The 12,777-nt window shown below is 45.9% G+C and carries 8 protein-coding genes; 3 read left to right on the top strand and 5 right to left on the bottom strand.

The annotated features are described in order from the left end of the window. Positions 1-18 precede the first annotated feature (18 nt). From FFM84_RS06170 to pgmB, 3 genes are all read left to right on the top strand, one after another. Entirely contained in the window at positions 19-450 is a 432-nt protein-coding gene (locus FFM84_RS06170) for a pyridoxamine 5'-phosphate oxidase family protein (protein WP_130844487.1), read from the top strand. A 215-nt stretch (positions 451-665) separates the two neighbouring features. Then, positions 666-3,380 carry a glycoside hydrolase family 65 protein gene (locus tag FFM84_RS06165; protein WP_130844488.1) on the top strand — a complete coding sequence of 905 codons (2,715 nt, stop codon included), beginning with the start codon at positions 666-668 and terminating at the stop codon, positions 3,378-3,380. Between the two features lie 13 nt (positions 3,381-3,393). After that, a complete protein-coding gene (gene pgmB, locus FFM84_RS06160; RefSeq protein ID WP_130844489.1) occupies positions 3,394-4,080 on the top strand; it encodes a beta-phosphoglucomutase in 687 nt (228 codons plus the stop codon). A 696-nt stretch (positions 4,081-4,776) separates the two neighbouring features. Here the strand turns inward: pgmB and FFM84_RS06155 are convergent. The 5 genes from FFM84_RS06155 to FFM84_RS06135 are packed head-to-tail and all read right to left on the bottom strand — an operon-like array spanning position 4,777 to position 12,776. Then, complete coding sequence (locus FFM84_RS06155; RefSeq protein ID WP_130844490.1) at positions 4,777-6,597, bottom strand: glycoside hydrolase family 13 protein; 1,821 nt, start codon at positions 6,595-6,597, stop codon at positions 4,777-4,779. Positions 6,598-6,615: 18 nt separating this feature from the next. Continuing rightward, the gene (locus FFM84_RS06150) at positions 6,616-9,021 is read right to left on the bottom strand and encodes a glycogen/starch/alpha-glucan phosphorylase (protein WP_130844491.1); all 2,406 of its coding nucleotides are present in this window, start codon (positions 9,019-9,021) and stop codon (positions 6,616-6,618) included. Continuing rightward, the gene (gene glgA, locus FFM84_RS06145) at positions 9,018-10,475 is read right to left on the bottom strand and encodes a glycogen synthase GlgA (protein ID WP_130844492.1); all 1,458 of its coding nucleotides are present in this window, start codon (positions 10,473-10,475) and stop codon (positions 9,018-9,020) included. The genes FFM84_RS06150 and glgA overlap by 4 nt, the downstream gene beginning before the upstream one ends. Then, the gene (glgD, locus tag FFM84_RS06140) at positions 10,468-11,640 is read right to left on the bottom strand and encodes a glucose-1-phosphate adenylyltransferase subunit GlgD (RefSeq protein ID WP_130844493.1); all 1,173 of its coding nucleotides are present in this window, start codon (positions 11,638-11,640) and stop codon (positions 10,468-10,470) included. The genes glgA and glgD overlap by 8 nt, the downstream gene beginning before the upstream one ends. Beyond that, the gene (locus FFM84_RS06135; RefSeq protein WP_130844494.1) at positions 11,637-12,776 is read right to left on the bottom strand and encodes a glucose-1-phosphate adenylyltransferase; all 1,140 of its coding nucleotides are present in this window, start codon (positions 12,774-12,776) and stop codon (positions 11,637-11,639) included. The genes glgD and FFM84_RS06135 overlap by 4 nt, the downstream gene beginning before the upstream one ends. Between the last annotated feature and the right edge of the window lies 1 nt (position 12,777).

The raw sequence follows: 12,777 nt of genomic DNA, 5'->3' as shown, positions 1-12,777 counted from the left end.
AGAAACGAGGTGACTGACATGCAACATACCACCCGTCACGTGGCCCAGCAGTTGTTGCAACAACAAACAACTTTTACAGTCGCAACGGTCGATTCCCAGGGCTTTCCAACAACCGTGGCCTTAAGTGCATTGCCTCAACAGCGCTCATTAGAAGCCCTTTTCTTCTATACTAGTCGCCAAACCATGACGGTTCAAAATATGCGGCACCAATCTCGGGCGACCATCTTTTGTTTCGATGAAACGACACATGCCTCTTTAATGTTAAAAGGTTACTTAACTGAAGTGGGTAGTACCCAGTTGCCGGTTGACTGGGTGCAACAACTGACTCCCTTTCAACAACAACTCGATTATCAACAACCGATTATCTTACAGTTTAAAACCCTCGCAATGAAAGTCCGACCGATGACCACGATTGATCATCTGGAACGATTACCGAAAACACCCCATTAAAAGATGTTTGGTTTAAGAGCCAAGCGTCTTTTTTGATTGCAAAAATGAACACTTGCTTCTTTAGTTCACTTTCATTATCAAGTCCCTTAAAATCCCGAAAACTAGGGCTTTCCCTATCGCATTATTTGCGAGTCACCCCCAAAGCGCTTAACCTAAAAATGTAATCAACCCTCAACCGATCGCGCACTTTTTTAACATTTAAGGAGTGATCAATCATGCAATTAATTCGATTAACCATTAATCACGACACCATTATCGTCGCCTACTACCCAGTTGACGACCAAACGGCAACCGCTCGCTTTTCCCTTACTTTAGATCCGCAGCACAGTTTCAGTGAAAATCTGGATCATCTCAAGGCGCGCTTAGCCGGGTTAAAAGTCACGGCTGCGATTTTAGAAAGCAGTCTCACTTATCCGTTTTCCGACACTATTATTAGCTTCAACGGCACCCGAGTCGATGCGGGTCTGGCATTAACTGACTGTCTGAACATTCCAGTAGTGAGCCAAACGGCCGTTGATCGTGATGGCCTTATTAAAGCGGTCAAAGCTAAAACGGCCTATTTAGATTGGCATTTGGACTATTATGGTCAAGCACAAGCTAGTCGTAGCCATGGTCAAGAAGCCATGCTCACCGTTGGCAATGGTTATTTCGGTCTACGGGGCGCTGATGTCGAAAGCCACGCCGACGACGATCATTATCCTGGCACCTATGTGGCCGGTGGTTTCGATCAAGAGACGACCCAACTCAAAGATCGACCGATTGTCAATGAAGACTTAGTTAACCTACCTAATGCCCAATTCATCACGTTTGGTGTTGATCATCAACCCCCATTTGATCTAGCCCCCACTGAAATTCAAGATGTCTATCACAGCCTTGATCTTAAAACTGGTATTCTGACTGTCACTACTTTGATTCAACTTGCTTCCGGTCATCAACTACAAGTTCAATCGCAAAAACTCGCTAATCTCAAGCACTGGCATCGTTATGCCATTCGTTATCAAATTACCCCGTTAAATTTCACTGGGACCGTCCAAGTCTATTCAAAAATCGATGGAAGCGTTGTCAATAGCAATGTAAGTCGGTATAATGTCTTTGACCAGCATCACTTGCATGCTGATGGTAGTGCCTCGCAAGGTAACGCCATTTATTTAACCGGTCATACCAAAACGTCGCATCTTCATTACACCATTGGGGCCTCATTAAGTAGTCCGAATTTGGACCTAATCCCTTTGTTGACGGTAACGGAACCCACGCAAAGTATTCAGCAACAAGTGTCAATTCCGGTCCAGGCTCATCAAACGTATACCTTTGATAAAAATGTCGTGATCACCACTAGCCATGTTCAAGACACAACGGTCGATGCTAACCAGGAGCTTGCTCAGGCCAGTTTTGACACGACGGTTACTCAGAGTCAGGCTTATTGGCATCATCGCTGGCACAACGCTGATATTCGTATCAAAGGTGATATTATGAGTCAACGCTTGCTACGGGTGAATCTATTCCATAGTTTCAGTGCGGCCGAAGCCTTAACTAGTGGGCAGTTGGATGCTTCTGTCGGTGCTCGTGGATTACACGGCGAAGCCTATCGTGGACACGTCTTTTGGGATGAAATGTTCATGTTGCCGTATTACGCCTTACAAGCACCTGAACTAGCCAAACAACTCTTACGTTATCGTTATCGTCGCTTACCAGCGGCTCGTCAAAATGCAGCGGACGCTGGTCATGCCGGTGCGATGTATCCTTGGCAGTCGGCTCAATTTGGTGACGAACAGGCCCAACTCGTTCATCTGAATCCATTAACTGACACTTGGGATGCGGATAACAGTCGGTTACAGCGGCATGTCTCGTTAGACATTGCTTATAATGTCTGGTCCTACTATCACGTGACCCACGACTGCGACTTTTTAGCCGATTACGGGATAGAAATGATGCTGTCTATCGCGGCCTTTTGGTTAAGTAAGACCCATTACAACGCCGCAACTGATCGTTATGATATCAGTGGGGTTATGGGACCGGATGAATTTCACGAAAGCTATCCAAACAGTCCCACACCCGGGCTCACGAATAACGCCTACACCAATATCATGGTCACTTGGTTATTCACGATTATTGAGCATTTGCGGACCAAGATTTCGGCGGACGCTTACCAAAAGGCCGCTAAAGCTGCTCATTTCGACCACGCTTTGACTGAACAAATGCGGCTCATTCGCCAAAAATTGAGTCTAAACATTGATCAGCAAGGGATCATTGCACAATTTGATGGCTACTTTGACTTACCAACTTTAGATCTCGCCGCTTATCGTCAAAAATACGGGAATATTGCTCGAATTGATCGGATTTTAAAAGCTACGGGGCAAACCCCCGACGCTTATCAAGTCGCCAAGCAAGCTGACGCCCTAATGGCCTTTTACAACTTCGACGTCCCAACGGTTGAAAAGTTGTTACATCAGCTAGGCTATCAGCTTCCCAAGGATTACTTGACCCGTAACATTCAATACTATTTGGCCCGCACCACGCATGGCTCAACGTTATCACGAATTGTTTACGCGGTCTTAGACCAGCTGGCTGGTCATCGTGAGCAAGCCTGGACGCTGTTCTCTGAAGCGTTGATTTCAGATTATGACGATATCCAAGGTGGGACAACTGCTGAAGGGATTCATTTAGGGGTCATGTGTGCCACTCTTTTGTTAGCCACTCGTAATTTTGGTGGCGTTAGCGTTTTGGGGAATTACTTACAAGTTACCCCTCAATTGCCAACACATTGGCACACATTAAAGTTCAAGCAACAGTTCCGCGGCACTCAATATAGCTTCTCCATGGACCACACGACGATTACGGTCAACGCCGATCATGATCAGCCGTTAAGCATTGTTGGTAAAACGTATCACTTAAAAGCAGATCAACCACTAACGGTGATCTACAAACAATAGGAGGTTTTTTTCGATGGCACAATTTTCAGATATTAAAGGATTTGTTTTTGATTTAGATGGGGTCATTACTGACACGTCAATCTTTCATAGTCAGGCTTGGCATCAAGTCGCTGATAAGGTCGGCGTTGCTTGGGATGACACGTTAGCCGATGCGTTAAAGGGGATCAGCCGGATGGATTCCTTAAACTTGATTCTCGCTCGGGATCACAAGGAAAATGAGTTTACCCCAGCTGAAAAGACCGCCTTAGCAACTGAAAAAAACGACAATTATTTAACACTCGTCAATCAAATGACGCCTGACAATATTTTGCCCGGAATTAACGACTTTTTAGCCGACTTAAAGGCCAACGGTTACTTATTATCATTGGCTTCAGCTTCAAAAAATTCGCCACGAGTCTTAGACCATCTAGGGTTAGCCGACTACTTTACCAAATCAGTTGATCCGGCCAGCTTAAAACACGGCAAGCCCGATCCTGAAATCTTCCGTCGTGGCGCCGAAATCCTAAATCTTGATCCCGCTCAATGTATCGGGGTTGAAGATGCGGCAGCTGGCGTGCAATCAATCAATGGCGCTGGCGAAACCTCCATCGGAATTGGTGATCCTAAAGTCTTAGCGGCGGCCGATATTAACTTTACCGATACCACGCAACTCACTTTAGCCAACATTCAACAAGCCATGACTAGTGCCTCACTCGCTTAATTGGCAAATAAAAAAAGCGGCTATCAAACTCAATTGACGAGTTTGATAGCCGCTTTAAGTTAGATTGAATATTTAGCAAGAATGAGTATGCTTGCCACCTGCCGCTCGCCCACCTTGAGCCGGAACGCTGTGGGCGGACCGGTTCAGCCAAAAAGCGGTCCGAACCTTCGTTTTGAACCACCAACCCCGTGTTTCAAAAGCGCCGAGCTCTAAGCGATAAATCGCTAAGAGCTTCCCACGGCTGGGCTCAAGGTGAGCTCACTCTCGGTTATAGTGGTGATCACAAACTTAATTAACATCCGCGATATAACCGAAGTCAGCCAGTGATGGCGCCGGCCGTGAAAACATCGTTAGTCCGGACGATTTTGCCGGGCTTACGATGTGGACGTCTTTTGAGACTAGCGGTTTTGGCTAGGCTTTAAAGCGAGACGGAAGCCTGCTCTTTGACTGCAGTCGGTCCCACAGCCGGCAGAACCACTGGCTGGCGTAGGTGGCAAATTTAACTCAACCCAAAACCATCAAAAAAAGGCGTAGCAAAAGGCCGCAGCCAATCAAGGAAAGCTACGACCTTCTTCTACGTCTTTTAAGGATCGACGGGGATACTTCTTAATGACATAATCGCGGGGTGCTGATTAAGAAGTACAGTTAATACTATAGCGATCCCCCGACTTAATCACTATCGCAATTGCGTAAAATTCAGGTAAAGTTTTCACTAAGTTGCAACTGATTGACCTTTAACGAGTGACCCACTAATTGCGAGCGGACTTGAGCCGCAATCGTTGTCGGTAAACAAGCTAACTGTAAGTCATTTGCCGTCACCACTCGTACCATATCAGTCACGTTAAGGGTCACTAAAACTTTCAGTTGATCGATTTCCCAATAAACATAACCAATCCCATAATCAGCCATATAAAATGGGGCAAACGTCCATGTGTTGAGCATTGGATGAGCCCGTCGCCACTGAACCCATTGCTGTACCACTTGTTGCAACGGCTGATCCACTTGATTCCAAGGATAAAACGCACGATTGTCTGGATCCTTACCACCGGTCATCTTGGCTTCATCACCATAATATAAACATGGTACCCCCGGTAGCGTCAGCAATAATCCCATCGCCAAAGACAATCGAGCCTGATCATTTTGTAGCATCGTTAAAATTCTGGGCGTATCGTGCGAGCCAATATTATTAAAATTATAGTTAAACGCGGTCGCCGGATAATTTTCTTTAAGCGTCATCAGCTCACGCCACCAATCACTCGGGGCTAGTGTGCCAGTCAAGACGTGGATAATCAACCGTCTTAGCGGGTAATTCATCACCGCTTGTAACCGACCACCTTCTAAATAGTGCCGGCGCTGACCATACGCTAATTTGTGCGACGCATCTTCCCAAACTTCACCAATAAGCACCTTATCAGGATAACGATCCAAGGCTTGTCGAATCCCCGCAATAAAGTCGTCCGGTAACTCATCGGCCACATCTAATCGCCAACCATCAACGCCACGCGCGGTCCAATAATCGATGACCGACCCTGGCTTGGCATAAATGAAATCGCGATAAGATTGATTTTGTTTGTCAACGGTTGGCAAATCATTAATGCCCCACCAGCTATCATATTCAGTCGGATAATTGATGAACGTGAACCAACTGTAATATGGGCTTGTCCGCGCTTGCGCGGCGCCGAGCGACTCATAATGGCCGCTCCGATTAAAGTACCGTGATTCGACACCCACATGATTAAACACACCATCCAGAATTAAACGCATCCCGGCTTGATGCAATGTCGTGACTAGTTGGTCAAAATCACTTAGGTCGCCTAAAACTGGATCAATTTGATAGTAATCGCCGGTATCATAACGATGATTGCTATCAGCTTGAAAGATCGGCGTTAAATAAATGCTCGTCACACCTAACTGCTTCAAATAAGGCACCTTGGCAGTTACGCCACGTAAATTACCACCATAAAAATCCCACCGTAAAATCGCTTGTTGCGCATCACGAATGTACAGCGGTCGATCACTCAAACGACCATACAAGAAGCTGTTTGCTTTAGGGGCATTAACATGACCATCCGAATTGCCGTTGTAGAACCGATCAATAAAGATCTGATAGGCCACGCCTTCACGATACCATTGTGGCAGGCTTTCTTTGGCCGCTAGCGTCGTGAGTTGATACATTTGCACTTGTTCACGACGAGCATATTGAACGCCAGTCCCCCCATAACCACCATCACGACAGCCGTAGTAGACCACCTCATGAGCCAGTTGCACTTCAAAATAATAAAAATACAATCCCGCTTGAGTGGGGATAAAACTAGTCGTATAAGCCCCGCCAGCCATTGCGTGCATTGGTTGAACGATCTCAGCGTCCCACTGGCCATCATGGGCCACCCGAAAATTCACTTGAGAAATGGGCTCACTAGCAGTGACGGTGAGTCTAAACTGGACTGGCGTTTGTGGCATGACCGCCCCAAATGGTGAACGATCGGCTGTTTGAAACGAATTATAGTCAATTTGCATCACCGCACCTCATTTCATTTACAGCTGTATCCCTGGATGACGTAAGTGCCAAATATCATCAGCATATCGCATGACCGACAGATCAGCCGAAAAGCTACCAGCTGCGGCAATATTGGCTAATGATTTTTGTTGCCATTTGACGGGATCTCGAAAATCACGACTAAGTTGTTGTTGCTGCTGCACATAACTTTCATAGTCGGCTAGAACAAAGAACTCATCATTGTAACGTAATAATGACTCATAAATTTCACGGCCTTCTGTTGAAATGCCGGGAATCGATCCGTCAACTAACATATCTAGCACTTGTTTGAGTTCGGCATTACTTTGATAATAGTCGTTTGCCCGATAGTCCCCGCGCGCATAATAGTCATAGACGGCCTGCGCCGTTAACCCGAACGGATACTCATTAGCAGTCCCCGCCGCTTGAATGATATCAATGTTGGCCCCATCATAAGTCGCTAATGACAACGCCCCGTTAGCCATTAATTTCATGTTACTCGTCCCAGAAGCTTCCTTAGAGGCCGTTGAAATCTGTTCACTTACATCAGCGGCCGGAATGATTAATTCACCTAGAGAAACGCCATAATTAGGAATAAAGACCACTTTTAGTCGATCACCAATCGCCGGATCATGATTAACAAGCTCAGCGACGGCATTAATCAACTTGATAATCGCTTTGGCATAGTGATAGCTAGGCGCGGCTTTAGCGCCAAAAATATGCACTCTTGGCGGCGTTTTAAGGTGCGGATTGGCCTTTAACGCCACATATTCTCGTAAGATCTCTAGCACATGCAATAATTGGCGTTTATAGGCATGAAGCCGCTTAATTTGAACATCAAAAATCGCATCGGTTCTAATCGTGATACCTAAATTTTGTTGGATATACTGCGCTAATGCCTGCTTATTTTGCTGTTTCACGGCAGCTAACTGCGCCAAAAATTTAGGATTCTCGCGTTCAGCGATTAATCGTTGTAGTAACTGTGGTTGCTGCCGCCATTTAGTGCCAATATGCTGATCAATTAACGTGGATAAAGGCTCATTGGCCAATTGTAACCAGCGACGCATGGCGATACCATTGGTCTTATTATTAAAACGCGCTGGATAAACTTGATACAAGTCACGTAAGACGTCATTTTTCAACAGTTGCGTGTGTAGTGGCGCGACACCGTTGACACTGTGGCTACCAATCACCGCTAAATAAGCCATCCGCACTTGACCATCACCCAATGGCGCTGTTCGATTAACCAACTCGCTTCCAAATAGAGGTGTCTTAGTTAATCGATAACGCCGATCAATCTCCACCACAATTTGATAGATTCGGGGTAATAAGTCTTTAAATAGGTCAATTGGCCACGTTTCTAAGGCTTCTTGTAAAACCGTATGATTCGTATAGCTCACAATTTGGGTGGTTAAGGCCCACGCCTGCTCCCAAGTATCATGATGATCATCCATTAAAAGCCGCATTAACTCAGGAATCACCAAGGTCGGGTGCGTATCGTTAATATGCAACGCAATCTTTTGACCTAAATCCTTTAACCCATGGTGACACCGCTGATAGTGACGTAGAATGCTTTGAACGCCTGCCGATGTGAAAAAGTATTCTTGGCGTAAACGTAAGGCTTGTCCGGCTGAATTCGAGTCATCTGGATAAAGGACTTTTGTAATTTCATCAACCCGATCACGTTGTGCTTGAGACGTGCCAATTTGATCCGCATTTGGTGGCAACTCAGCCGACCACAATCGTAACGTATTGGTCACGTCATTATGATAACCAACGATCCCAGTATCGTAGGGAACAGCTAAGACATCCTCCGTGTTGGTATAAACGGGGGTCAATTGGCCTTCAGCGGTCGGTTTCAACCAAACCTGACCACCAAAATGCACTAAACAAGCTTTATTTTCACGCCGAATTTCCCAGACATTGCCATTGCGTAACCAATCATCGGGTAATTCTACTTGATAGCCATCCATAAAAACTTGTTTAAACAACCCATAGCGATAGCGAATGCCATTGCCATGTCCGGCGATGCCCAGACTAGCCATTGAATCCAAATAACAGGCTGCTAAACGGCCTAACCCGCCATTACCAAGACCGGGGTCAGGTTCAGTCGCACTAATTTTGTCAAAATCCAGGCCAAGTTCGGTCAACCCTTGACGTACCGTTGTCAGCAGTTGCAAATTCAATAAATTGGACTTAAGCAAACGTCCTGGTAAAAATTCAATCGAAAAATAGTACACTTGTTTTTGATCCTGTTGACAATAGCGCGCTGACGTCTTGGTCCAGTTTGGCCCATCATAGCACCGGACTAAATGACCTAAAGCCAATAATTGATCCAACGCTGACGTATCACTAAGTTCCGTCGCATATAACGTTTTGATTTCTGTTAGAAAATCCTGTTTGAATTTGGCAGTTGTTAATTTCACAAGGCACCTCCATCTAACCCGCATAGTTGTTGATAAAGCGCTTGATACTTGGCAGCCGATTGTGCCCAACCGAAATCTTGCGTCATGGCTTGTTGCTGCAAGTGCTGCCAAATCGCTGGTTGTTCTTGATAAACACGCAACGCTTGGCACATCACTTTTCGCAATACCGCTGGTCGATAATCATCAAACCCAAACCCGGTGCCTGCCCCAGTATAGTGATTGTAAGGTTGTACCGTATCTTTTAACCCACCGACAAGATGCACCAATGGCAACGTGCCATAGCGCATCGCCATCATTTGCGATAGGCCCGACGGTTCAAACGCCGATGGCATCAAGAACAGATCACTGCCCGCATACAGCTGTTGTGCTAATTGCACATCAAACTTAATTTGAGCTGCCACTTGCTGTGGATAGGCCGTTTGAAACGTCTTGAAGGCTGCTTCTAACACTGGATCACCGGTTCCTAACACAATGACTTGTGCCGAGCTCATTTTCAAGAAATCATCTAACGCATCTAATAACAAATCCATCCCTTTTTGTCGCGTTAGCCGCGAAACCACCGCTAATACCGGAACTTTCGCAACCGGCAAACCAACTGCCTGTTGCAAGGCGACTTTATCAATGGCTTTCGGCGTTAAGTCTTGCGCCGAATAAGCCGCAACTAAGTCGGGGGCAGTCGCTGGATCATATCGCTTCATATCGATCCCATTCATAATGCCATGCAGCTTCCCCGCATTTGCCCGTAACACGCCATCTAAACGTTCCCCAAAAGCCGGGGTCTGAATCTCAGCTGCATAGCTTGGCGACACTGTATTCACCGCATCCGCAAAGTTAATGCCGCCCTTTAAGAAATTCACCTGACCGTAAAATTCAATACCCGTTTCAGTAAACGTCTGGCAGCCAATTCGAAATAGACTATCCAAAATAATGGGGTCATAAATCCCTTGAAATTGAAGATTATGAATAGTTAGCACGGTTTTGATCTTTCGGTACGCACTAACCCAATAATATTTTTCAGCTAGCAATACTGGAATGAAAGCCGTATGCCAGTCGTTTAAATGCAGCACATCTGGGATATAGTCGACATGCGTCATCAATTCACAAATCGCCAGTTGAAAAAAGGCAAAGCGCTCACCATCATCCCAATAGCCATACATGCCAGGACGACCAAAATAATCCAAGTTATCAATCAGATAGTACGTCATCCCTGTTAAGGTAAGGGTTTTGACCCCACAATAAGCCCAATGATCACCCACTTGAACATCAAAGTGACATAAATCGGTTAATTGCCGTTGAAACCTCATTGGCATCAACTGTGCATAGTAAGGTAAGACGACTCGAATCGTCGTCCCGGCTTGGTGTAGTGCCCGTGGTAGAGCATCACTGACATCGCCTAAACCGCCCGTTTTATAAAATGGCGCCGCTTCGGCAGTTGCAAATAAAACCTTAGTCACTAGCCACCACCTCCGTTTGCTTAAAAATGTGGGCCCCCTTGCGAATAACCAGTGGCTGGTTGGGTTGGCCTTTCAAGACTAAGTTCGGCCCAATGACCACATTCTTATCAATCACCGCATTTTCGATCTGTGTCCCCGCACCGATTCGCGTCCCTTGCATGATCACGGCATCTTTTATCTGACTATCACGATTAATCAACACATTGCGAAAAATCACTGAATGTTCGACTTGCCCCTCGATGTAGCCCCCAGTACCACATAAACTCGCCCGGAATTGGGAACCTTGCGCAAAGAAGGTAGGGACTTCATTTTTAACCTTGGTATAAATCTGACGCGAACTGTAAAACAACGCTCGGAAGTTGGTTTCATCCAAAATCGCCATATTCGCCGCATAGTAGCTCGAAACATCATGAATATTGGCGTAAAAGCCAGTGTATTCAAAAGCATTCGCATTTTGCTGCATCACGGCTTGCATCATCAACTCTTCTAAACTAATCAAGACCCCACGACGATTAGCCTCTTGTAAAATATCAATCAAATCAACGGTGCTCAACAAGTAAATGCCTAAGTTTTTTGCGACCGTTTTAGCGGTTTTTTTTAGTTTCGCTTTATCGGCCGGCACCACCGCAGTGGCCATACCTTTAGCCGTCAGCTGCAAAATGGTATGGTCCGGCGCTAACGTGTTGGGATCAATACTCTTGTAAACCGTCGTAATCGGATTATCCCGTTCTTCGTGATAACGCGTCAACGCCCGTAAATCAATATTACTGACATTACGCGTGCCCATCACCACCGTATACTCACTCTGACTACGTTTTAAGAAAAGCATCGCGTTGTCATAATAGTGATGAAGTAGCGTGGCCTTCTTCTCCACTGAAACAAGTTGTAAATCATTGTATGGATACATAAAGAGCCCCCCACGAATCGAGTCTAAGTTCCAGTCACGACCACTACGTAAATGATCCATCACTGAGCGTCCTGACCGTGGCGCCGCCACCATGACATTTTGAATGCCGGCATTCGTCGCACTGGACAATGGGAAGTCTAATAGGCGATACCGCCCACCAAACGGCAACGTCCCAACTGGCCGTTGCGTCGTTAACGGTTCTAACGCCGCCCACGGTTCAACCAAATTCACAATTGCACTAACACTGCCTCTTTTCATGGTTGCTGCACCCCCACAGTTTCGTGATAACCCACCACCGCAATGTCCGCCGTCGTCCCTTTGACAGTAGCATCATCGCCAATGATGGCGTCTTCTCCAACCAACGCATGGTCAATAACCACGTTCTTACCAATTGTGGCGCCCGACATAATCATACTGTCGACAATCCGGCTGCCCATGCCAACTGACACGCGTTGTGACAAAATGGAATGATTGATTTCACCAGCTACATAACAACTATCGACGATCATGGCGTCATTCACTTGGCTGGTTGCCGTCAAAAACATTGGCGGCAAGACTTGTGCTTTCGAGTAAATCCGCCAATGTTGATCACCAATATTTAAGCGATTATGCGGCGATAAAAATTCCATATTTGCTTGCCACAAACTCTGAATCGTCCCAACATCACGCCAATAGCCTTCAAAAGCGTACGCATAAACCGACTCGTTATGCGTTAAATAGGCGGGAATGACATTCTTCCCAAAATCTTCCAATGACTTATCCGTTGCATAGCTTTTAACCAAGTAATCGCGTAACGTCGGCCAGTTAAAAATATAGATGCCCATTGAGGCCTTGTCACTCTTCGGATGAACCGGCTTCTCTTCAAATTCGATAATTCGATCCGTTTCATCGGTATTCATCATCCCAAAACGCTTCGCTTCTTCTTTAGTTACTGGAATGACGCCAACCGTTAACGCGGCTTTTTTGGCCTTATGATAAGCTAGCATCGCTGCGTAATCCATTTTGTAAATGTGATCTCCTGACAAGACCAGTAAATACTTCGGATGATGTTGGTCGATGTATTCAATATTTTGATAAATCGCATGGGCGGTGCCTTCAAAAAACTTTTCACCTTCCGTTGACGAATAGGGTTGTAACACCGTCACCCCACCACTTGAATCATCTAGTCCCCAACTTGCGCCATTACCAATATGGGCATTTAGTTCCAACGGTTGGTATTGCGTAATCACTCCAACCGTGTTAACCCCTGAGTTAGCGCAATTACTCAACGTAAAATCAATAATGCGGTAGCGACCTCCAAATGGTACTGCGGGTTTCGCGGTATCCTTGGTAAGTTTGCCTAATCGGGTCCCCTGACCCCCGGCTAAAATGATTCCCAACATTTCATCAGTCATC

It is taken from the genome of Lactiplantibacillus mudanjiangensis (assembly GCF_005405385.1).
GTDB lineage: Bacteria > Bacillota > Bacilli > Lactobacillales > Lactobacillaceae > Lactiplantibacillus > Lactiplantibacillus mudanjiangensis.
Note: the sequence above shows the minus strand (reverse complement) of the source record. Positions and strands in the feature narration are given on the sequence as shown.

What these genes read in the sequence shown, in the direction of transcription:
- FFM84_RS06170 (WP_130844487.1), top strand. Translation starts at nt 19, where the DNA reads ATGCAACATACCACCCGTCACGTGGCCCAGCAGTTGTTGCAACAACAA.
- FFM84_RS06165 (WP_130844488.1), top strand. Translation starts at nt 666, where the DNA reads ATGCAATTAATTCGATTAACCATTAATCACGACACCATTATCGTCGCC.
- pgmB (WP_130844489.1), top strand. Translation starts at nt 3,394, where the DNA reads ATGGCACAATTTTCAGATATTAAAGGATTTGTTTTTGATTTAGATGGG.
- FFM84_RS06155 (WP_130844490.1), bottom strand. Translation starts at nt 6,597, where the DNA reads ATGCAAATTGACTATAATTCGTTTCAAACAGCCGATCGTTCACCATTT.
- glgD (WP_130844493.1), bottom strand. Translation starts at nt 11,640, where the DNA reads ATGAAAAGAGGCAGTGTTAGTGCAATTGTGAATTTGGTTGAACCGTGG.
- FFM84_RS06135 (WP_130844494.1), bottom strand. Translation starts at nt 12,776, where the DNA reads ATGACTGATGAAATGTTGGGAATCATTTTAGCCGGGGGTCAGGGGACC.